22 protein-coding genes and 1 riboswitch are annotated in these 19,786 nt (G+C 70.6%); of the genes, 6 read left to right on the top strand and 16 right to left on the bottom strand.

The features are described from left to right. Positions 1–4: 4 nt before the first annotated feature. The 9 genes from VKV26_23705 to cobO are packed head-to-tail and all read right to left on the bottom strand — an operon-like array spanning position 5 to position 8,013. Positions 5–739, bottom strand: a complete 735-nt coding sequence (locus tag VKV26_23705; protein HLZ72921.1) for a rhomboid family intramembrane serine protease — start codon at positions 737–739, stop codon at positions 5–7. Further along, positions 736–1,335, bottom strand: a complete 600-nt coding sequence (gene cobU / locus VKV26_23710) for a bifunctional adenosylcobinamide kinase/adenosylcobinamide-phosphate guanylyltransferase (protein HLZ72922.1) — start codon at positions 1,333–1,335, stop codon at positions 736–738. The genes VKV26_23705 and cobU overlap by 4 nt, the downstream gene beginning before the upstream one ends. Next, positions 1,335–2,846 carry a cobyric acid synthase gene (locus VKV26_23715; GenBank protein ID HLZ72923.1) on the bottom strand — a complete coding sequence of 504 codons (1,512 nt, stop codon included), beginning with the start codon at positions 2,844–2,846 and terminating at the stop codon, positions 1,335–1,337. Before VKV26_23715 ends, cobU begins: the two co-directional genes overlap by 1 nt. Further along, positions 2,843–3,475, bottom strand: a complete 633-nt coding sequence (locus tag VKV26_23720) for a histidine phosphatase family protein (protein ID HLZ72924.1) — start codon at positions 3,473–3,475, stop codon at positions 2,843–2,845. Before VKV26_23720 ends, VKV26_23715 begins: the two co-directional genes overlap by 4 nt. A gap of 12 nt (positions 3,476–3,487) precedes the next feature. Then, entirely contained in the window at positions 3,488–4,591 is a 1,104-nt protein-coding gene (locus tag VKV26_23725; GenBank protein HLZ72925.1) for a histidinol-phosphate transaminase, read from the bottom strand. Continuing rightward, positions 4,588–5,493, bottom strand: coding sequence for an adenosylcobinamide-phosphate synthase CbiB (gene cbiB / locus VKV26_23730; protein HLZ72926.1), 906 nt, complete (start codon positions 5,491–5,493; stop codon positions 4,588–4,590). Before cbiB ends, VKV26_23725 begins: the two co-directional genes overlap by 4 nt. A 44-nt stretch (positions 5,494–5,537) precedes the next feature. Then, positions 5,538–6,299, bottom strand: coding sequence for an adenosylcobinamide-GDP ribazoletransferase (cobS, locus tag VKV26_23735; protein HLZ72927.1), 762 nt, complete (start codon positions 6,297–6,299; stop codon positions 5,538–5,540). 57 nt (positions 6,300–6,356) lie between these two features. After that, the gene (cobT, locus tag VKV26_23740; GenBank protein ID HLZ72928.1) at positions 6,357–7,439 is read right to left on the bottom strand and encodes a nicotinate-nucleotide--dimethylbenzimidazole phosphoribosyltransferase; all 1,083 of its coding nucleotides are present in this window, start codon (positions 7,437–7,439) and stop codon (positions 6,357–6,359) included. A gap of 37 nt (positions 7,440–7,476) precedes the next feature. After that, positions 7,477–8,013: a cob(I)yrinic acid a,c-diamide adenosyltransferase gene (gene cobO / locus VKV26_23745; GenBank protein HLZ72929.1), complete on the bottom strand. Its 537-nt coding sequence runs from the start codon at positions 8,011–8,013 to the stop codon at positions 7,477–7,479. Positions 8,014–8,305: 292 nt separating this feature from the next. Then, positions 8,306–8,437, top strand: a riboswitch (cyclic di-AMP (ydaO/yuaA leader). A gap of 53 nt (positions 8,438–8,490) precedes the next feature. Between cobO and VKV26_23750 the strand changes: the two genes are divergently transcribed. The 3 genes from VKV26_23750 to VKV26_23760 all read left to right on the top strand — a co-directional run bounded on the left by VKV26_23750 (position 8,491) and on the right by VKV26_23760 (position 9,935). Continuing rightward, entirely contained in the window at positions 8,491–8,700 is a 210-nt protein-coding gene (locus tag VKV26_23750) for a hypothetical protein (GenBank protein HLZ72930.1), read from the top strand. A 99-nt stretch (positions 8,701–8,799) separates the two neighbouring features. Continuing rightward, a complete protein-coding gene (locus tag VKV26_23755; protein ID HLZ72931.1) occupies positions 8,800–9,429 on the top strand; it encodes a hypothetical protein in 630 nt (209 codons plus the stop codon). A 101-nt stretch (positions 9,430–9,530) separates the two neighbouring features. Then, a complete protein-coding gene (locus VKV26_23760) occupies positions 9,531–9,935 on the top strand; it encodes a hypothetical protein (protein ID HLZ72932.1) in 405 nt (134 codons plus the stop codon). Between the two features lie 18 nt (positions 9,936–9,953). Here the strand turns inward: VKV26_23760 and lipB are convergent, their stop codons facing one another. The 7 genes from lipB to VKV26_23795 all read right to left on the bottom strand — a co-directional run bounded on the left by lipB (position 9,954) and on the right by VKV26_23795 (position 17,567). Beyond that, the gene (gene lipB / locus VKV26_23765; protein HLZ72933.1) at positions 9,954–10,628 is read right to left on the bottom strand and encodes a lipoyl(octanoyl) transferase LipB; all 675 of its coding nucleotides are present in this window, start codon (positions 10,626–10,628) and stop codon (positions 9,954–9,956) included. Further along, the gene (locus VKV26_23770; protein ID HLZ72934.1) at positions 10,621–12,009 is read right to left on the bottom strand and encodes an NAD(P)/FAD-dependent oxidoreductase; all 1,389 of its coding nucleotides are present in this window, start codon (positions 12,007–12,009) and stop codon (positions 10,621–10,623) included. Before VKV26_23770 ends, lipB begins: the two co-directional genes overlap by 8 nt. Positions 12,010–12,048: 39 nt before the next feature. Beyond that, the gene (locus VKV26_23775) at positions 12,049–13,401 is read right to left on the bottom strand and encodes a dihydrolipoamide acetyltransferase family protein (GenBank protein ID HLZ72935.1); all 1,353 of its coding nucleotides are present in this window, start codon (positions 13,399–13,401) and stop codon (positions 12,049–12,051) included. 45 nt (positions 13,402–13,446) lie between these two features. Next, positions 13,447–14,445: an NAD(+)/NADH kinase gene (locus tag VKV26_23780; protein ID HLZ72936.1), complete on the bottom strand. Its 999-nt coding sequence runs from the start codon at positions 14,443–14,445 to the stop codon at positions 13,447–13,449. A 61-nt stretch (positions 14,446–14,506) separates the two neighbouring features. Then, complete coding sequence (locus VKV26_23785; protein ID HLZ72937.1) at positions 14,507–15,490, bottom strand: alpha-ketoacid dehydrogenase subunit beta; 984 nt, start codon at positions 15,488–15,490, stop codon at positions 14,507–14,509. Positions 15,491–15,551: 61 nt separating this feature from the next. Beyond that, the gene (locus VKV26_23790) at positions 15,552–16,514 is read right to left on the bottom strand and encodes a thiamine pyrophosphate-dependent dehydrogenase E1 component subunit alpha (GenBank protein ID HLZ72938.1); all 963 of its coding nucleotides are present in this window, start codon (positions 16,512–16,514) and stop codon (positions 15,552–15,554) included. 99 nt (positions 16,515–16,613) lie between these two features. Further along, on the bottom strand, positions 16,614–17,567 hold the full coding sequence (locus tag VKV26_23795; protein ID HLZ72939.1) for an alpha/beta hydrolase: 954 nt from the start codon (positions 17,565–17,567) through the stop codon (positions 16,614–16,616). Between the two features lie 191 nt (positions 17,568–17,758). Here VKV26_23795 and VKV26_23800 point away from each other — a divergent pair, with 191 nt between their 5' ends. The 3 genes from VKV26_23800 to VKV26_23810 are packed head-to-tail and all read left to right on the top strand — an operon-like array spanning position 17,759 to position 19,695. Then, positions 17,759–19,036 carry a hypothetical protein gene (locus VKV26_23800; GenBank protein ID HLZ72940.1) on the top strand — a complete coding sequence of 426 codons (1,278 nt, stop codon included), beginning with the start codon at positions 17,759–17,761 and terminating at the stop codon, positions 19,034–19,036. A gap of 10 nt (positions 19,037–19,046) precedes the next feature. After that, positions 19,047–19,352: a hypothetical protein gene (locus VKV26_23805; protein ID HLZ72941.1), complete on the top strand. Its 306-nt coding sequence runs from the start codon at positions 19,047–19,049 to the stop codon at positions 19,350–19,352. Beyond that, positions 19,342–19,695 carry a hypothetical protein gene (locus tag VKV26_23810; protein HLZ72942.1) on the top strand — a complete coding sequence of 118 codons (354 nt, stop codon included), beginning with the start codon at positions 19,342–19,344 and terminating at the stop codon, positions 19,693–19,695. The genes VKV26_23805 and VKV26_23810 overlap by 11 nt, the downstream gene beginning before the upstream one ends. The last annotated feature ends 91 nt before the right edge of the window (positions 19,696–19,786 follow it).

The following is a 19,786-nucleotide window of genomic DNA, read 5'->3' on the forward strand; positions in this document are numbered from 1 at the left end:
GCGCTCAACCGGGAAGACTTCGCCGCCGCGTCGCCGCCAGCCGCACCAGCAGGAAGCCGGCCACGAAGCCGCCGATGTGGGCCGCGTAGGCCACGCCACCGTTGCCGCCGGTGGCGTTGGCCGTGGGCGCCAGGCTGATCAGTTGCGTGACGAACCAGACGATCATGACCAGCCAGGCGGGCACGCGGGTGAAAAACGGGATGATCACGATCGGAATGATGACTGAGACGGCGGCGCCTGGATAGAGCACGAGATAGCTGCCCAGCACGCCGGCGATCGCGCCGCTGGCGCCGACCAGCGGCCCCAGCGCGTTGCGTGTAAAGAACACCTGCGTGAGTGCCGCGATCACGCCGCAGAGCAGGTAGAAGAGCAGGTAGCGCACGTGGCCCAGTGCGTCCTCCACGTTATCGCCGAAGACCCAGAGAAAGATCATGTTGCCGAGGATGTGCAGCCAGCCCGCGTGAATGAACTGCGAGGTGATCAGCCGCTCCAGCACCCGCCAGTCGTGCGATCCGGGCGCGCTGAGAAAGTCCGCTAACTGGTGCGGGATCAGTCCCCAGCGCTCGATCCAGACGTCGCGCGGCGGCGGTGAGACGTGGACGAAGCCGCGCACGATCCCGGCCTGCGGATGCGTGCTCAGCGTCAGCTCGTAGAAGAAGGCGACGAAGTTGATGGCGATCAACCCGTAGTTGACCCAGGGAACGGTGCGCGTGCGCAGGCGGTCGCCGATCGGGATCACAGCCGCGCCTCTCCCGCGGGGCCGGCGAGCCGGCGGAGATCCACGGCGATGCCCGCGACGACGAGCAGGACGCGCGTGGCCGAGTCCGCAACGAGCTGGTTCGCACGGCCCAGCACGTCGCGGTAGAGCCGGCCGAGCGCGTACGGCGGCACCACTCCGCTGCCCACCTCATTGCTGACGATGATCGTCAAGCCCTCGCGCGCCGCGGCCCAGGCCAGCAGGCGCTCGAGTTTCGCCAGCAGATCGCTCTCGCACGCTCGCGCCCGCTCGGCAGGAAGCGTCTCGCCAGTCGTGCTATTCCCAAGCAGCCGCAGCAGCTCGTTGCTCAGCCAAATGGAGAGACAGTCGATCAGCACACAAGCGGCCAGGGCCGTCTCGTGAGGCAGCCTGAGCTCGAGGTCGTACGGCGCTTCGACCGTCTGCCAGTGCTTTGGCCGCACGGCCCGATGGCGGGCGATGCGCTCCGCCATCTCCTCGTCCCCTGTGACGGCGGTGGCGAAGTAGCAGACCGGCGCGCCGGCAGCCGCCGCCAGTCCTTCCGCGTGCCGGCTCTTGCCGCTGCGGGCGCCGCCCAGCACGAGCACGATCTCGCCCATCAGCCGAGCCGCAGCAGGCGGTGCACGAGGCGCATATCCAGCGCGGCGGCAACGTGGTCCGCCAGCCGGTTATAGGCCGCGCGGCGATCCCAGACCGAAGGCGCGAAGGCCTCCGCCTCGCCGGCGCCGGACAACGAGCGCAGCAGCGTGGCGCGCAGGTTGTCGTTGTCGAAGAGGCCGTGCAGGTAGGTGCCGAACACGTTGCCCGCCGCGTTCACCGCTCCGTCCGCGTCGTCGCAGGGCACGCCCGAGCGTGAGCGGATGTGCAGCGCCGGCACGGCGCTGCGCGACTGGCCCATGTGGATCTCGTAGCCGCCGACTTCCGCCCCGTTCAGCAGGGCGAAGAGGCCGTGATCGCAGCTCAGCGTTGCGCGGACGCGGTGCGTCGCCTTCGCCGGCTCGAACTCGGTGACCGCGGGCAGCAGAGCGAGGCCAGGCGCCTCGCCCGCTTCCGACTCGACCCGCCCCGGATCGAGCACGCGTTCGCCCAGCATCTGGTAGCCGCCGCAGATGCCGATCACCGCGCCGCCCGCTTCGGCGTGGGCCAGCACGGCGGCGGCCAGCCCGCTGCGCCGCAGCCAGTCCAGATCGGCGATCGTCGATTTCGTGCCGGGCAGCACGAGGAGGTTCGGCGTGCCGAACGCGCTGACCTCGGAGACGAAGCGCACCGAAACACCGGTTTCGGCGGCGAGCGGGTCGAGGTCGTCAAAGTTGGCGATGCGCGGGAACCGGATGACCGCAACATCGAGCGCGGCGCGTTTCTGCTCTCGCCGGCCCTCCAGCGCCACCGCATCCTCGTCGGCCACGCCGACGCCGTCGAGCCAGGGCACCACGCCGGCAACGGGCAGACCCGTGCGCCGCTCAAGCCAGGCGACGCCCGGTTGCAGCAGCTCGGCGCTGCCGCGGAACTTGTTGATTACCAGCCCTTGCACCAGTTCGCGCTCCTCCGGCTCCAGCAGCGCCAGCGTGCCGACCAGGTGGGCGAAGACGCCGCCGCGGTCGATGTCGCCCACGAGCAGCACCGGCGCCTGCGCATGCCTCGCCACGCGCATGTTGACGATGTCGCCGGCGCGCAGGTTGATCTCGGCCGGGCTGCCCGCGCCCTCGATCAGCACGACGTCAAAATCCGCCCGCAACCGTGCCAGCGACTCGGTCACGACCGGCCACAGCTCCTGCTTGCGTGTGAGAAAATCGTGACCGTGCAGCACGCCGCACGGCCGGCCCAGCACCACGACCTGCGAGCGATGGTCGGCCTCGGGCTTGAGCAAGATCGGGTTCATCTCCGCCAGGGGCTCGATGCCCGCCGCCTCTGCCTGCACCGCCTGCGCCCGCCCCAGCTCGCGGCCATCCGCCGTGACGAACGAGTTGTTCGACATGTTCTGCGCTTTGAACGGCGCCACGCGCAGCCCTTCGCGTGCCAGGATGCGGCAGAGCGCCGCCGTCAGCAGGCTCTTGCCGACGGAGGAGGCCGTGCCTTGCAGCATCAGGACACTGCCCGGCTCGGCGCTCATGGCTGCGCCTTGCGGGTGCGCGGCGCGGTGTGGGCGCAGTCGTTGACCAGTGTCACGATCGGCCGCTCGCCATGGAATTCGACAATGCTCAGGCTGCAGTTGCCCGTGGCGATGCGGAACATGCTGCCCGCCGGCATGCCGAGCACGTGTGAGAGCAGCAGTTGCAGGGTGCCGCCGTGCGCCGTGATCAGCACCGTTTCGTCCGGGTGGCGGCCGACGATCGCGATCGCGCTCTCCACGACGCGCTGCTGTGCCTCGGTGAAGGGCTCGCCGCCCGGCGCGCAGAAGGACTCGTCAAAGGAGCGGAGCCGCGTCCACTCGTTCGGCCAGCGCTCGCGGATCTCGTCGAAGGTCCGCCCTTCCCACTCGCCGAAGGAGATTTCGCGCAGTCCCTCGTCGGGTGTGACCGCGATGCCTCGCCCCGCCAACGCAATCTCCGCCGTCTGCCGCGCCCGCAGCAGCGGGCTGGCGTAGGCCGCGTCGATCTCAAACCCGCGCAGGCGCCGGCCGAGCGCCTTCGCCTGACGCCGGCCCAGCGCCGTGAGCGCCACGTCGCTGCGGCCGGAGAAGCGGCGCGCGGCGTTGGCGACGGTTTCGCCGTGCCGGGTCAGCAGCAGCCGGGTTGCCACACTCGTGCTCCCTTATGTCAAGCTATCCACGGCCAGGCGCCCGCCGGTCGGTTCGTGCAGTTCGGCGAGTGCCCGCGGCAGCGCGGCCAGCAGCTTACGGCAATCCTGCGTGCCGCGTACGCCGATACGGATGTATTCGGGCAGGCCGAAGGAGGTGCAGTCGCGTACGGCAAAGCCGCGCCGCAGCAACGCCAGGCGCAGCTTTGTGGCATCGCCGACCTGAACCAGCACGAAGTTGGCGGCGCCCGCGTGCAAAGCCAGCCCCAGTTCGTCGAGGCCGGTGGTAAGCACCTCTTTGCCTTCGCGCACGGCGGCGCGCATGCGCGGCAGATAGGCGTCGTCGGCCAGCGCCGCGCGTCCGGCCGCCTGCGCGGGCGCGTTCACGCTCCACGCCGGCTGCAGGCGGCGCACGGCGCCGATCACGTCGGGATGCGCCACCAGGTAGCCGAGCCGCAGTCCCGCCAGGCCGTAGTCCTTGGTCAGCGAGCGCAGCACGATCACTCGGCCGCTTTCGACCAGGTCGAGGGCGTTCCACGGCTCGTCCAGGAAGCCGACGTAGGCTTCGTCCAGCAGCAGCGGCCCGCCGGTGAGCGCCGCGGCCAGCGTGCGTACTTCGTCTTTGCCGAGATAGACGCCGGTGGGATTGTTGGGATTGCAGACGAACACCAGCGGCGGGCTGACGCGGCGCAACACGTCCGGCTTGTTCTTCAGGTTCCAGCGGAAGCCGCGCAGGGCCGAGGCCTGCCAGGGATAGAGCGATCCCCCGGCCAGCTCCGTGGCGACCGCGTACTCGCCGAAGGTCGGCGCCAGCGCCACGGGTCGCTGCCCGCGATGCACGAAGACACGCGCTAGCAGTTGGATGAGCTCGGTCGATCCGTTGCCGACGAGAACGCGGTCGGCCGGGACATCCAGCCGGGCGGCGAGGTCCGCGACCAGCGACGTGCAGTCGGGATCCGGGTAGGCCGCGAGGTCGACGGCTTCGATCGCGTCGCGCACGCCGGCCGGCGGGCCGATCGGGCTGACATTGACGCTGAAATCGATAATTTCAGCGCCGGCCACGCCGAGCGCCGCCAGCTCAGCCGGGCGCAGGCCACCGTGCGCCTGCACGTTTGTCATCGCCGCAGCCGGGCGACAGCCGCCGCCAGTCCGGCGCAGCTGAGGGCCGCGCCCGCGGCGGCTAAGCCGGTCAACCGTCGGGCGCGCGCGATGTCGCCCGTTCGCGGCGTGGGCGCCGCGGCGTTCAACACGTAGTGCCCCGCTTTCTCCAGGCGCACGCCGAGCGCGCCGGCCAACGCGGCCATCGTCCAGCCGGCGTTGGGGCTGGCGGTGCCGCTCCGGTCGCGCCGCACCGCCTCGAATGCGCCCGCTGGCGAACCGCCGGCTAACGGCGCCACCGCGCAGATCAGTAGCGCGCTCACGCGGGCGGGAAGGAGATTCACGGCATCGTCCAGGCGGGCGGCCGCCTTGCCGAGCCACTCGTAGCGCCCGCGATACCCGAACATGCTATCAAGCGTGTTGATCGTGCGGTAGGCGTAGGCGCCTGGCAGGCCGCACAGCGCGAAGGCGGCGAGCGGCGCCGCCACGCTGTCGGTAAGATTTTCGGCCAGCGATTCGATCGCAGCGGACGCGATCAGCCCTTCGTCGAGCTTCGCGGTGTCCCGGCTGACCAGCGAGCGCAGCTCGGCGCGGGCCAAGGCCAGGTCGCCCTGCCGCAATGCACCCTCGACCGCGCTGCCGGCGCGGAGGAGACCGCGTAGGGCGAAGGCCGGCATGAGTGCGGCGCCGACTACCAGCACCCGCGTCTCCGGGCGCAGGCGTGCTGTCCCGCGCTGCGTCGCGATTCCCGCGGCAGCGGCCAGTGCCGAAAGCGCCAGCGCCATACCGAACCCGTATGCAAGCTGCGCGGCCGGCCGACGCGGCGCGCCTCGTTCGGCCGCATCCGCCAGTTTTCCCAGCCAGACGACCGGATGCAGCGCCGCGGGCGGCTCGCCCAGTACCGCATCAAGCGCCAGCGCCACGCCGATCGCCGCGGCCGCCTCCAGTCCGCGCTTGCGCGAGTCCACTACAGCCACGGACGGACCCAGCCTGTGCCCTGCATCGCCAGCGCGGCGATCAGCACCGCGGCCTGGGCCAGCTCGCACGCCGCGCCGAAGACATCGCCGGTGAGGCCTCCGAGGCGACGCCAGGCGATACTGCCGACCGCCGCCGCCCCGACAAGCGCGGCGCCCAGCAGCACCAGCCCGCCCCATCCGCCGCAAAGCAGGGCGATGCCCACGGCCAAGATCAGCGCGACGACGCCGGGCCAGCCGCGCGCGGCGCGATGGAAGCCGAGGCCAAGCCCGTCAGCACGCACATACGGCAGCGCCGCCGCGAGCGCGACCATTGCGCCACGGCCGAGCGCCGGCGCGGCGACGAGCGTTGCTCCGCGCGCCGCGCCGTGCAGCGAGCCGAGCGCCGCGAAGACGAACAGGAGGTACAACGCGATTGCCGCCACCCCGAACGAGCCCACACGGCTGTCGCGCATGATCTCCAGGCGTCGCTCGCTGGCGTGCAAGCCCAGCAAGCCGTCGGCGCAGTCGGCCAGGCCGTCGAGGTGCAGCAGCCCGGTCAGCCCCTCCCAGAGAATCAGCAGCAGCACGGCTTCGGGCGCAGCCGGCAGCCGGCCCGCAAGCAACCGGTCGAGGAGCGCAAGCACGCCGCCGATGCCCGCGCCGACGAGGGGAAACCACGCCTGCGCCGCCGCGAGCGTCGGGGCATCGACGAGCGGTGGGCGGCGCAGGTGCAGCACCGTGAGGAACTCGAGCGCCAGCAGCGGTGACGCGATGCCGCCGCGCCGCGCCTCATGCGAAGAGTCTCCCGCGACCGCCGCGTCGGCCATCAGCTAACCCTCGACGGCGGCCGCGCTGTCGGAATCGGCTACGCCAGCCTCTTCGAACGTCGCCATTTCGCTGAGCACGCGTGCGGCGGCCTCAAGCAGGCCGATGCCCAGCGCCGCGCCGGTGCCCTCACCCAGGCGCATCTGCAGGTCGAGCAGCGGGCGCAGGCCGAGGTGCGCCAGCGCCGCGTCGTGGCCCGGCTCCGCGGAGCGATGCGCCGCGGCGAGATATGCCCCCGCCTCCGGTGCGATCGCCACCGCGATCAAGGCCGCGGCCGTGGCGATGAAGCCGTCCACCATCACCGGCCGGCGCGCGGCGGCGGCGCCGAGGCAGACACCGGCAAGCAGGCCGATCTCCAGCCCACCGACCTTTGCGAGCACGTCGATGCCATCGGTGGGATCGGGCATGTTGACGGCGATCGCCTGCTCGATGCGACGGATCTTGGCCGCAAGGACCACGTCGTCGATGCCGGTGCCGCGACCAGTGACCGTTGCCGGCGGCAGGCCAGTGAAGACGGCCGTGATCGCGGCGGAGGGCGTGGTGTTGCCGATGCCCATGTCGCCAATGCCGATCACGTCCGTGCCGCCCTCAGCCTGCTCGCGCGCCAGCTCGGCTCCATGCAGCAATGTGGCGATGGCCACCTCGCGCGGCATGGCCGGACCGACACTAATGTCGGCCGTGCCGCGCTGCGGCGCCCGCACGATCAGCCGCGGGTCGTCCGACGGCTGGGCGAAAACACCCGCGTCCACGACCAGGACCCGCGCCCCGGCCAGCCTCGCCAGCACGTTGACCGCCGCGCCCCCCGCAAGAAAGTTCAGCACCATCTGGCCGGTCACTTCGGGCGGATAGGCGCTGACACCGCGGCGGGCGACGCCGTGGTCGGCCGCCGCAGTGACGATGACCTTCTCGTGCACCGCCGGCAGCGGCGAAGCACGTACGCCGGCGAGCCAGATCGACAGCTCTTCCAGCCGGCCCAGCGCGCCCGGCGGCTTGGTCAATCGGTCCTGGCGTGCACGGGCGGCGGCCATCGCCGTCGCGTCCAGCGGCTGGATCCGATCGACGACGCGGTGCAGGCCATCCTCGGTCACGGCAGCTCCTCCCCTCTTACGGCGGCGCGGGCGGCGGCTAGAACTCGATGCCGGGCTGTGCCTTGACGCCTTGCTTGTATGGATGCTTGATCTCGGTCATCTCCGTGACGAGGTCGGCCGCGGCCACAAGCCGCTCCGGCGCATCACGACCGGTGACCACCACGTGCACGTGCGCGGGCCGTGCGGCGAGCGTCGTCAGCACCTCGTCCAGGTCGAGCCAGCCGAACTTCAGCGGATAGGTGAACTCATCCAGGGCGACCATGTCATAATCGCCAGAGAGCAGCCGCTCTTTGCAGGCCGCCCAACACTGCTCGGCGAGGGCGCGGTCGTGCTCCAGGTTCTCCGAGAGCCAGGTGAAGCCGGCGCCCAGCGACACGAGCTCGAAGCCCAGCCGGCGCGCGGCGCGGTGCTCGCCGTAGTTGCTGGTCTCGGCCTTGATGAACTGCAGCATTGTGACCTTCCAGCCGCGGCCGGCGGCGCGCAGCAGCAGGCCGAGCGCCGCCGTGGTTTTGCCCTTGCCGCGACCGGTGTAGACGATCAGCAGTGCGCGGCGGGCGGCACGGTCGTCCGGCACAGCGCGCCTCCTTGACACAAATATGACACAAGTTTGCGGATGGAAGCCGCGCGGATTCGCCGGTGCGCAGCCGCCGGATCTCGCAGCTCTGCGCCTCCGAGTTGACCACGCGCGGGGCGCGGCGTCCAGCACCGCCATGCAGCGGCGCGGACATCGCATGCGGCCAAAAGCGGGCGCCAGGCGACTGCGTTCATTTTTTCACAGTCACAGCTTGACAGGGTTGTTATGCGCCTGTAACCTGTGCGCGGAGTCACAAAGTTTGGTCGGGGCACCCGCCATCCCGATCCGGCTGACGCACTCGCTGCCAAATCCGCCGCCAGCGGACCGGGGGACCTGCATTCCGGGGTGAATCTCGCCAGCGCGAGTAGGGCCTGCCTTTCAGCCCGAACCCGTCAACTAACCTCGGCGGCAAACGAAAGGCCCATCGCGGTGCAGAACCGAAGTCTGGTGTCTTTAAGTGCCGAGGAGGGACCGTCGATGCAGTCGTTTCCACCGAGACTGTGCGCGCGCTGCCGGGGCGCGATGATCGTCGAGCGCGATTGGTATGGGTCGTATGCGACCTGTATCTCCTGCGGGTTCGTGCATGAAATGGTTTCCTCCCCCGCCATCGATCTCCTCGATGAGGAGGACGGCTCGAGCCCGCGCCAACGCCGCCGCCAGCCCTCGCACGGCAAGCTGCGCCTGTAGCCCCCGATCTGTTTTCCAGGCAGCCTCTCCTCGCTACGGTCAGCAGGTGTGCCTGGCCGAGCTGGTCGACTGCCAGTCGCAGCGCCGCTGATGGCCCGGGTGCACGCTCGACGAACGGCGCCCGGCCTGGCGCGCGGGTCCGCTTTCCTGGCGGATCTGCACGACTGCCTGCTGGACCTGGGCGTTTCGAATCGGCGCCTGCTGGCGCTGGCGCTGGACGCCGGCGGACTGGCAACGCTTCAGACCGCATTCGACACGTTTGATGGCTTCATCGCGCCCGGGCTCTCTGCCCGTTCGCCCACGCTGCCGCTGCCCTGGATCCGCGGCGCACCCGACCGTCTGCCGATCCGCCCGGGGTCGCTTGCGGGGCTGCTGGTCTGCGGCGAGTTTCGCGACTGGCCCGCCCTGCGGCCCGTGCTGGACGAAGCGCAGCGTGTCCTGCAGCCCGGGGGGGTGCTGCTTGCGGCGGATGCCGCGGCGCCGGGAGTGCTGCGGCAGGGCCACAGCCGCTCCGCGGTTGCCTGGTGCCGGGTGCTCGAAGAACACGGCTTCACCGTAGAGATGACACTGGCCACGCGCCCGGCGCCGCCGCTCGCCGATGCAGTGACGGTTTCCCTCGGTCGGGGCGAGGCCGTCGTGAGCGTTACCGAGTCTCCCGGCCTGACGCGGGACCGCGCGCTTGGCCTCCACGCCTGGGAGAGCCTGATCGTCCAGGCGCGGTCGAGCTGACTTTGCGCCGTCGACGCCTGGCCCAGTCGCGATTCGCCGCCTGAGGCGCCGGCAGAGGGTCGCCGTCCGCGCGTCGGAAGCCTAAGATTCGGGCAACGCGTATGACGGAGCGATGCCGGCTCGGCGGTCTCTTCTCCCGCTGCCACGAACCCACGGTAGGCTCGTGCCAGTACTGCAGCCGCGCCTTCTGCAGCGTGCACGGCAATCTGCTCCCGGCCCGTGAAGCGATCTGCGCCCGCGAGATCTGTCAGCACAAGCACGCCGACGTGGAGACGCATCTCCGCTTCCGCGAGCGCGCCCTGCAGCGCAACCAGTTTGGCTTGTGCGGCATCGAAGGCTGCAGCGCCGAGCGCTGGGGGCAGTGTTCCAAGTGCCTCGCGCTCTTTTGCGAGGACCACCTTTCCAACCGCACCGAAACCGTGCGCGAGGGCCACGCCCGCTTCTCGCGCCCCGCGTCGTTCTGTGCCCATTGCCTGCTTCGCCGCAAGCTCTGGGCCAAGCGCTGAGGCCCGAAGCGGGGCCGCTCAATCGACCGGGGCTGCGAACGCGGCGCTCGCCCGTAGGCGGCAGCCAAACACCTCCGCAAAGATTGTCGCGTAGCGGCTGGCGGCTTCGGTGTAAGCCGGGGCATCGCCGCGCAGGGCGCGGATCGAGGTGAACGGCGTGTCCGGGAGGCCGCATGGCCGGAGCCAGGCGAGGTGCACAGGGTCGGGAGCGAGATTGATGGCGATGCCGTGCATGGTAACCCAGCGACTGATGAAGACGCCGACTGAGGCGATCTTGCCAGCGACGGCGTACACACCGGGCGCGCCGCCGCGTCGTTCAGCGGTCACACCGTAGGAAGCGCACAGCTCGATTGCGGTCTGTTCAAGCCGGCGCACGTATTGATGCACGTCGCGCCCGTAGCCTCTGAGGTCAAGAATCGGGTAGGCGACGAGCTGGCCCGGGCCGTGATAGGTGATATCGCCGCCGCGCTCGCAGTGCAGCAGCGGCACGCCGACGAGTTCCAGATGCCGCTCCGCGACCAGCAGATGGCGGAAGTCCGCGTTCTGGCCGGTGGTGATCACCGGCTCGTGCTCCGTCAGCAGCAGGGTGTCGGGGATGGCGCCCGCCTTGCGCTGCCCCAACAGCTTCCGTTGGATCAGCAGGATCTCCTCATAGCGGCTGCGGCCAAGGTCGATGAGCCGCAGTTCAGGCATCGCCGGCGGCCCTTCTCGCGGCTTCGGTCAGGCTCTCCGACAGTGTTGGGTGCCAGTGCGTCGCGGCGGCCAGGTCTTCAACCGTGGCTTCGAGCCGCATCGCCAGCACGGCCTGCCCGATCAACTCGCCCGCGCCCGGGCCGATCACGTGCACGCCAAGGATTTGGCCGCTCTCGGCATCCGCAACGACCTTCACGACGCCCTCGCGCCCGCCCATAGTCAGCGAGCGCGCGTTGGCGAGCAGGTTGGCCGTGCCGCAGCGCACCGCTCGGCCCGTGGCCTTCGCAGCCGCTTCGGTGACTCCCACCGCGGCGAACTCCGGGTCGGTGAAGATCGCACGAGGCGAAAAGCGGTCATCGCGCCGCGACTTGCGGCCCATGACGTGTTCGCTCACGCCGCGGCCGGCCGTCGCCGCCGCCTGCGAGGTCATTGCGCCTCCCGTCACATCTCCCGCCGCGAAGATGCCGCGAGCGCTCGTCTCGCCGTGCTCGTCGACGCGCAGGGCGCCGTTCGCCTGTTCTGGTCGCAGCGCCTCCAGTCCCACGTCCGCCCAGTACGGCCGGCGGCGGTCCGGCGCACAGATCGCGGCCACCACGAGCTGCCGTTCGCCGCCGGCAGCCACTACGCGGGCGACGCAGCCGGCCTCGTTACTCACCACGCCGGCCAGGCGGGCGTCTGTCATGACCTCAACCCCGCTTGCTCGCAGCGTCTCTCCCAGCGCCGCGGCGAACAGCGGCTCCTCACCCGGCAGGATCGAATCGCCCTCTTCGATCAGCGTAACGCGCGAACCGAAGCCGGCGAAGAGGCGGGCGAACTCCAGCACGAAGGCGGGGTTCGGCGCGCCGCCCAGGATCAGCAGCGATTCGGGAACGACGGTCAGGCGCAGCGCGGTGTCGGCGGTGAGGATCGCGTTCGCGTCGAGGCCCGGCACCGCCGGCAGGTCGGGCCGCGCACCGGTGGCCACCAGGATGGTCCGGCAGTCGAGCGCGAGCGGTGAGCCGTCGCTGAGCGCGGCGGCCACACGGCCGGGCCGCTCGATGCGAGCGCGGCCGTCGTAGAACTCGACCTTCTGCTGTCGTAGTTGCACACGGATGCCGTTGGTCATCGCCTGCACGAGCTGCTGCTTGCGCGCCACGGCGCGGTTGAAGGCCGGCGGTCCGTCGTGTATGGAGAGAACGCCGCCGAGGCTCTGCGCCCGCTCCGCGCCTTCAAGCGTATCCAGCAAGATCATCGTCGGGATGCAGTTGTGCTGGACGCAGTTTCCGCCGGCCGCCTGCTCCTCGACGATCGCGGCGCGGCCGCCGAGCTCCGCCACGCGCAGCGCCGCCGTGTAGCCCGCCGGACCGCCGCCGATCGCCACCAGATCGAATAGCTCACTCACCGCTCAACGCTCCCTGCCAGCGGCTCGGATCGGCGCCGCTCATTCGGCGAGCAGCAGGTAAGGACGCTCCAGCAGGTGGCGAATGCGCGCGAGGAACTCGGCGGCAGGAGCGCCGTCCAGCACGCGGTGGTCGATCGTCAAGCTGAGCGTCATCACCGAGCGGCGCCGCACTTCACTGCCCTCCAGCGCCAGCGCGTCGCGGATGCGGCCGACGCCGAGGATCGCGGCCTGCGGCGGGTTGACAATCGGCGTGAAGCCGTCCACGCCATACATGCCCAGCGACGTGACCGAGAAGGTGCCGCCCGATACGTCGTCGAAGCCAAGCTTGCCGGCGCGGGCGCGCTCCGCCAGCGCCGCGGCGCGCTCGGCGAGCTGCTTGAGCGGGGTGACGTCGGCCCGGTGCAGCACCGGCACGATCAACCCTTCCGCCAGGGCCACGGCCATGCCGACGTTGACCTCGGCGTGCAGCACGATCTGATCGCCTTCCAGCGACGCGTTGACGCGAGGATGTTCGCGCAGCGCCCTCGCCGCCGCCTTGATCGCCAGATCCGTGAAGCCGACGCGCACGCCGTCTCGCTCCCACTCCTCGACGAGCTGGCCGCGCAGCTTGAGCAGATCCGTGACGTCCGCTTCGGCCGTCAGCGTGAGCTGGGCCATCTGCTGCAGGCTGGCGTGCATGCGCTCGCCGATCGTCTTGCGCAGCCCGCGGTATGGCACGCTCGCCACCGGCGCGGCGGCGCCTCCGGCCGCGGCCGCGATCGCGCCCTCCACGTCCTCCTGCACGATGCGGCCGCCCGGCCCGCTGCCGTGCAGCGTGCGCAGGTCGATACCGTGTTGCTCGGCGATCCGGCGCGCGAGCGGCGAGGCCTTGACCCCGGCGGCAACCTCGCCGGTGTCTGCCGCGACGGCCGCGGCTGATTGATGCGCCGCCGTCACATCGGCTTCGCTGACGCGGCCGCCTGGACCCGATCCGTGCACCGCGGCCAGATCAACGCCGAGCTCGCGGGCGAGCCGGCGCGCCGCTGGCGTGGCGACCACAAAGCTGTCTGGTGCTGTCGCGGGCGCCGCGCTGCCGTTCGCCCGGGCAGCGGGCGTTGCGGTTGTGACGACGCCCGCAGGCGCGGGGCCGGCGCCGAGCCCCGCCGGCGGCGCTTCGCCCGTTGCGAGAATGTAGCCGACCAGGCCACCGGCTTCGATCACCGCTTCTTCCGCGGCGGCGTGGCGCAGCACACCCTCCGCCTCTGCTTCAACTTCGTAGTCGATCTTCTCGGTGGTCATACGAAAGATCGGGACGCCGGGCGCAACGGGCGCGCCGTCGGGCTGCAACCAGGCTGCCAGCGTGCCCTCGACCATGGTCATGCCCAGTTTCGGCATCAGCACTTCCGTCGCCATCGCGTCTCCTTGTCGGCCCCCATCGGTGCCCGGCGTCCACCGGGGTCAGAGGCGAAGCAGGCCGCGGCGCGCTGCCAGCGAGAGACACCGTTCCACGTTCACTACCGGCGGTCCGTCGCGTCGCAGCACCACGCTCGCGGCGGCGGCCGCGTCGATCTCGATCGCGCGTTCGCCATCGAGCGCGAGCAGGCATGGCCCCTCGATCTGCGCCACCTCTCCGAGCACGAGCGGCCGCCGCCGGGACACGCTGAGCGGCAAGAAGAGGCCCGGCGCAAGCGGCGCGTTCACCGACTCGCCACAGCCGGAGTCGGCCCTCAGTTGCAGGTCGAGCCCATGCTCGTCCTCGGCCCCCACCTCCTGCAGCAGTCCGCCCAAGCCGGCCAGGCCCACGGCGACGGCCGACGCCCGCGTCAGCAGCACCCGGCGCAGCCGCGACGGATCATACACGGCGCGAGCGCCGATCCAACCCGGTTCGAGCACGGCCACATCGATCAGGGCGAGCGAGCAGCAGCCAGCCGGCAGGTGCAGGCGCAGACACTTCGCCCGGGTCGCCGCCTCGCCGGCGCGAACGAGGCCGAGCGCCAGCGCCGCAGCGGCGAGACCGGCGCTGCTGCCTTCGATCTGCGCGGGAAATACGTTGTTCGTGCCCGTGGAGATCGGGATCAGGGGCACGTCGCAGGTGCCGAGCGCGGCCGCGCGGTTCGTGCCGTCGCCGCCAAGCGTGATCAGCGTCGCTACGCCTGCATCCGCAAGTTCCCCCGCAGCCCGCGTCGTATCCTCCTCCCGGCCGCTGAGCTCGATGCGGGCGTATTCCAGCTGCAGCCGCAGCCGCAGCGTTTCGACGGCGCGCCGCACGATACCGAAGTAGTCCGGCATGGCGATCACGCGCCGCACGCCGGCCGCGTCCAGCGCGAGCAGCACACGGCGGACGATCTGCACCTTCTCGTTGTTGTCGATGACCGAGGCGTGACCCACCAGCCGGCGGATGTCCTTGCCGGAGGCCGGATTGGCGATGATGCCCACGGACTCCGGGCGAGCGGCCAACGGCGGTGTCCTTCGGCGCGTGGTTCAACGGCGCCGGCGATGGCCGGCGACCAGGCGAGGGCTAGACGCGAGCCGGCAGCAGCCGCTCCGCGGCATCGACGATCTTCTCCGAGCCAGGCAGCCAGGCATCTTCCAGTGAGGGGCTGAACGGCACAGGCGTGAAGGGCGCGGCAACTCGCAGGATCGGCGCGTCGAGGTAGTCGAACGCCTCCTCCGCGATCTGCGCGGCGATCTCGGCGCCGATGCCGGCGAAGCGCACCGCCTCGTGACAGATCACGACGCGATGCGTCTTCCGCACCGAAGCGACGATCGTCTCGGTATCCAGCGGCTGCACCGTGCGCGGATCGATCACCTCGGCATCGACCCCTCGCTCACTGAGTTTCTCAGCGGCGGCAAGCGCCTCATGCACCATGCGCGAAGTCGCGACGATCGTGAGATCCTTACCCGGCCGCTTCACCTCGGCCGAGCCTAGCGGCACGGTGAACGCCTCCTCGGGGCAGGGACCCTTGATCCGGTAGAGCCCCTTGTGTTCGAGGAAGAAGACCGGGTTGTCGTCGCGGATCGAGGCGATGAGCAGCCCCTTGGCGTCGTTCGGCGTCGAGGGCATCACGACTTTGAGGCCGGGGATGTGGCAGAGCATCGCCTCCAGGCTCTGCGAGTGCTGCGCGGCCAGGCGCATACCGGCGCCGCAGGAGGCGCGCACGACCACCGGCAGCCGCGCCTTGCCGCCGAACATGTACTTCATCTTCGCGAGCTGGTTGAGAATCTGGTCCATGCAGACGCCCATGAAGTCCATGAACATGATCTCGACGATCGGGCGCATGCCCGTCGCCGCCGCGCCCACGGCAAGACCGATGATCGCCGACTCGGAGATCGGCGTGTCGATGACGCGCTCCTCGCCGAAGCGCGCCAGCAGCCCCTGGCTGGTGCCGAAGGCGCCCTGGTGCTCGGCCACGTCTTCGCCCGCAAGGAAGATGTCGGGGTCGCGCTCCATCTCCTGCGTCAGCGCCTCGTTGATCGCCTGGCGGTAGTAGATTTCGCGCACGGGACACCTCCTCGCTCGCCCGCAGGTGCCTTTCGATTTGTCGCTTCGCGATGGGAAGCGGTTACGTGTACACGTCTTCGAGCAGATGGTCTGCCGTGGGTAGCGGGCTCGCCTCGGCGAAGCGCAGCGCGTCGGCGATGCGCTCACGCACCCGCGCCTGGATCTGCTGGTCGTCGGCCTCGCTGAGCACGCCCTGGTGCAGCAGGCGCTCGCGGAAGCTCTGGATCGCGTCGCGCGCCTTCCAGCGAGCGACCTCCTCGTCGGTGCGGTAGGTCGCCGTGGCGTTGACGCCGACGTGGTCGTAGTAGCGGTAGGTCTTGCATTCGAGCAGGGTGGGTCCCTCGCCTCGCCGCGCCCGCTCGATCGCCTCGAACGCCGCCTCGTAGACCGCCATCACGTCCATCCCGTCCACCACTACGCCGGGCATGTTGTAGGCCGAGGCGCGGTCCGCCACGTCTACAACCGTCTGGTGGCGGGCCTGCGGCGTGTACTCGCCGTAGAGGTTGTTCTCGCAGCAGAAGATCACCGGCAGGCGGTAGAGCGCGGCCATGTTCGCCGCTTCGTGCAGGGTGCCTTCGTTGCTGGCCCCGTCGCCGAAGAAGCAGACGGCGACCTGGCCACGCCCGCGGGCCCTGGCGGTGAAGGCGGCGCCGACGGCGATCGGCGGGCCGCCGCCGACGATGCCGTTGGCGCCCAGCATGCCGAGGTCGAGGTCGGCGATGTGCATCGAGCCGCCCTTGCCGTGGCAGTAGCCGTCGACACGGCCGAACAGCTCGGCGTACATGCGGCCCAGGTCCCCGCCTTTGGCCACGAGATGGCCGTGGCCGCGATGGGTGCTGGTGATGTAGTCGTCGTCGTGCAGATTGGCGCAGACGCCGACGGCGACGGCCTCCTCGCCCACGTAGAGGTGCAAGGCGCCGGGGATGCGGCCGGCCTGCGAGAGCCGGCCGCCCTCCTCCTCGAATTGCCGGATGGTGACCATGCGCTCGTACATCGCGCGCAGCTTCTCGGCTGAGACGTCCATTTCGTCGCTCCCGCCGCGGATGGGCCGCGCCGCTGAAAACCCGGCGCGGCGCACGGCCACCATAGGCCGCGGGCAGAGACCCGTCAACGCGGGCAAGGCTTACACGCGAGCCGTCGCCGGCGCGGCCGAGAGCGCCGCGCACAACGCCGCCGCGGCCTCGTCCAACGCCAGCTTTGCCTTGTCGATCTGCAAGAACATGCCGAAGAAGCCGTGGATCATGCCGTCATAGCGGGTGGCCGTTACGCGCACGCCGGCCGCCTTCAGCCGCTTCGCGTACGCTTCGCCCTCATCGCGCAGCGGGTCGAACTCGGCGGTGATCACCAGCGCCGGCGGCAGCCCCGCGAGGTCGGCCGCTTGAAGCGGCGAGGCGATCGGGTTCTTGCCCTCGGCGGGGGTGTTCAGGTAGTGGTTCCAGAACCAGACCATCGAGTCGCGACTGAGCAGATAGCCCTCGGCGTTTTCGCTGTACGACGCGGTCTCGTAGTTGTGGTCGGTCACGGGGTAGATCAGCAACTGGAAGGCGATACGCGGTCCGCCTCTCTCCTTTGCCATCAGCGCCACCACCGCCGCCAGGTTCCCGCCCGCCGAGTCGCCGCCGACGGCCAGCCGCGAGGCATCACCGCCGAACTCCGCCGCGTGCGCCGCCGCCCACTGTGTCGCGGCGAAGCAGTCATCCGCTGCCGCCGGGAACTTGTGCTCGGGCGCGAGCCGGTAGTCGACGGAGACGATCACACAGCCGCTGCGGTTGGTAAGGGCGCGGACCGAGGCGTCGTGGCTTTCAATGTCGCCGATTACCCAGCCGCCGCCGTGGAAGTAGACCAGCACGGGGAACGGTGCGCGGCCTTCCGGCGTGTAGATGCGCACCGGGACCGAACCCGCCGGGCCGGGAACGCTGCGATCCTCCGTCTTCGCTACCGGTTCTCCCGGCGGCATCCCCGCACGGCGCGCGGCCATGTTGCGGCGCGTCTCCTCCACCGTCGCCGTACCGAGCGGTGGATCGCCGAGCGCGGCCATCTGATCAAGAACAGCGCGGGCCTGCGGATCGAGTGGCATTTGGCATCTCCTTCGCCGAAAGCGCGGGGACCGCCGTTCGCCGCTGCGGTCTGCGCGGGCGAACTGCCCAAATCACTCGCCATTCCTTCAATCCAAATGTACCGGACGTACCGAACGTAGAAGCTTGGCGCAGCCGCGTCAACCAAGCGGCAGCGCCCGCCAGCCGGCGGTCGCCATGCTACGATCCCCGGATGGAGCCAGTCCAGCGCCAGGATCTGTTCGCTCGCTTCACGCGTGAGCTGAGAGAAGGCGAGCGCGCCGTGATCGCGGCTGCCCGCGCCTGGGCCGCCGAGCAGGCTGCGCCGCTGTACCTCGTGGGCGGCAGCGTACGCGATTTGCTGCTGGGGCGCGGGCACCTCGACCTCGATCTGGCGCTTGAAGGCGACCTGGCCGCCCTGACACGCGAGCTGTCACCCAGGTTCCGGTCGGAGGTGACGTTCCACGAGCAGTTCGGCACCGCCAGCCTCGAGGGCATCGGCTGGGCGCTCGATCTCGTGCGCACGCGGTCAGAACGGTACGGCGCCCCGGCCGATCTGCCACTGGTCGAGCCGGCCGGCATCGCGGAGGATCTGGCGCGCCGCGACTTCACCGCCCATGCCATGGCACTGCGCCTTGACGGCGAGTCAGCCGGGATGCTGCTCGATCCGTTCGCCGGTGAAGCAGATCTGCAGCGGCGTCTCTTTCGCGTGCTCCACGGCGAGAGCTTTCGCGACGACCCCACCCGCCTGCTGCGCCTGGCGCGTTACGCGGCGCGGCTCGGCTTTGCGGTCGAGCCGGAAACGCTGCGCCTGGCGCGGCGCGATGCGGTCTTCCTCGACAGCCTCACACCGGCGAGGATCACCCACGAGTTGGTGCGCGGCTTTGCCGAGCCCCTGCCGGAGACCATGCTCAGCGTGCTGGGCGAGTTGCGGGCGCTCAGGCGCGTCCTTCCCGCGCTTAGCCAAACCGAAGCGGTGAGTGAATGGTTCAGCGGCCTGCGAGCCGACGGTGGCGCTGCGCCGGCGTTCGCCGATTACCTCTGCACCCTGGGTGCGGACTGGTCGCGTACGGACTTGCAGTGGCTCGTGCGGCGGCTTGAGCTGCGCCAGGACGTGCTTGCGGCGCTTCACGACCTGCCTGGGGCAACACGCACTCTGCGCGAACTGGTGCATGCGGGCGCGGACGCGGCCGACGTGGTCGAAGCGCTTGCCCGGATCGAGCTGCCGGCGATCCGCGGTGCGGGCGCACGGGCCGGTGGCGCCAAGGCAAAGCTGGTGCGACGATACATAGGCCAGTGGCGCGACTTGCGGCCGCGGTTACGCGGCGACGACCTGCTGGCGCTGGGCGTGCCCGCGGGACCGGCGGTGGGCGCGGTCTTGCGAGCGCTGACCGCGGCGCGGCTGCGCGGTCGATTGCCGGACAGGTCGGCCGAGCAAGCCTTCGTTGGGCGCTGGCTCGAAGCAGCAAGAACCGGCCAGACGTTCGAGTGACGGGAGAATGATGCCGGACGACGTCTGCATAGTTTGCGCCGAACCGTTGACCGAGAACCGCGCCACGTGCAATCAGTGCGGCGCCGACTTTCACTTCGCCCTGCGCATCGACGTGCCCGCCAAGGACTGCGGCGACGCCTGGATCGACGACGAGGTGCAGGCGCTGGTCTTCGGCTGCAACCGCTGCCTGGGCAGAATGGAGCCGGCCGGCGAGCGAAGACGCTATGCGCGCCGCGAGCAGACGGGCGCCCGCGCGGTCGCCCGCGCCCGCCGCGGCCGCAGGGCAAGAGAGGCGAGGGGCGACGATGCCTCGTGATCGACGCCGGCGCGACCGCCGCGATCGCCGCGCCGAGCTGCCAGCGCCGCCGCCTGCCACGGCGGCGCGCGGGCCGACGCTCGCGGGCCGGACGGTGGCGCGTCAGCGCGAGTGGCGCTGGCGCACTTTCCCCGTGTTCTTCACCTTCGCCGTGACGCTGTTCGTCAGCTCGATCCTGTCGGCGCTGCTGCTGCGTCAGCCGGGTCTGAACATCATCGAGATCGCCGGGGCGCTGGCGCTGGCGATCGGGCTCTCCCACCTGATCTCCGTCCGCCTATTCGAGAGCCGCTTCCCCGCGCGCCGCGATGAGCCTCGTTCGCCAGGTCGCGGACCATCGCAGTGAAGCCCGGAAGGGGCGCCGGTCGTGGATAGGCCGGGCGGTAGCCGATGCGCAGCCAGAAGTAGATCGCCAGCCCGTTTGCCCGCGGCACGAG

This window comes from Dehalococcoidia bacterium, assembly GCA_035310145.1.
Lineage (GTDB): Bacteria > Chloroflexota > Dehalococcoidia > CAUJGQ01 > CAUJGQ01 > CALFMN01.

Bases quoted from the DNA above. Each gene is read 5' to 3' on its own strand.
- cobU (HLZ72922.1), bottom strand. From the start codon at position 1,335: ATGGGCGAGATCGTGCTCGTGCTGGGCGGCGCCCGCAGCGGCAAGAGC.
- VKV26_23715 (HLZ72923.1), bottom strand. From the start codon at position 2,846: ATGAGCGCCGAGCCGGGCAGTGTCCTGATGCTGCAAGGCACGGCCTCC.
- VKV26_23725 (HLZ72925.1), bottom strand. From the start codon at position 4,591: ATGACAAACGTGCAGGCGCACGGTGGCCTGCGCCCGGCTGAGCTGGCG.
- VKV26_23750 (HLZ72930.1), top strand. From the start codon at position 8,491: ATGCAGTCGTTTCCACCGAGACTGTGCGCGCGCTGCCGGGGCGCGATG.
- VKV26_23760 (HLZ72932.1), top strand. From the start codon at position 9,531: ATGACGGAGCGATGCCGGCTCGGCGGTCTCTTCTCCCGCTGCCACGAA.
- lipB (HLZ72933.1), bottom strand. From the start codon at position 10,628: ATGCCTGAACTGCGGCTCATCGACCTTGGCCGCAGCCGCTATGAGGAG.
- VKV26_23775 (HLZ72935.1), bottom strand. From the start codon at position 13,401: ATGGCGACGGAAGTGCTGATGCCGAAACTGGGCATGACCATGGTCGAG.
- VKV26_23790 (HLZ72938.1), bottom strand. From the start codon at position 16,514: ATGGACGTCTCAGCCGAGAAGCTGCGCGCGATGTACGAGCGCATGGTC.
- VKV26_23795 (HLZ72939.1), bottom strand. From the start codon at position 17,567: ATGCCACTCGATCCGCAGGCCCGCGCTGTTCTTGATCAGATGGCCGCG.
- VKV26_23800 (HLZ72940.1), top strand. From the start codon at position 17,759: ATGGAGCCAGTCCAGCGCCAGGATCTGTTCGCTCGCTTCACGCGTGAG.
- VKV26_23805 (HLZ72941.1), top strand. From the start codon at position 19,047: ATGCCGGACGACGTCTGCATAGTTTGCGCCGAACCGTTGACCGAGAAC.
- VKV26_23810 (HLZ72942.1), top strand. From the start codon at position 19,342: ATGCCTCGTGATCGACGCCGGCGCGACCGCCGCGATCGCCGCGCCGAG.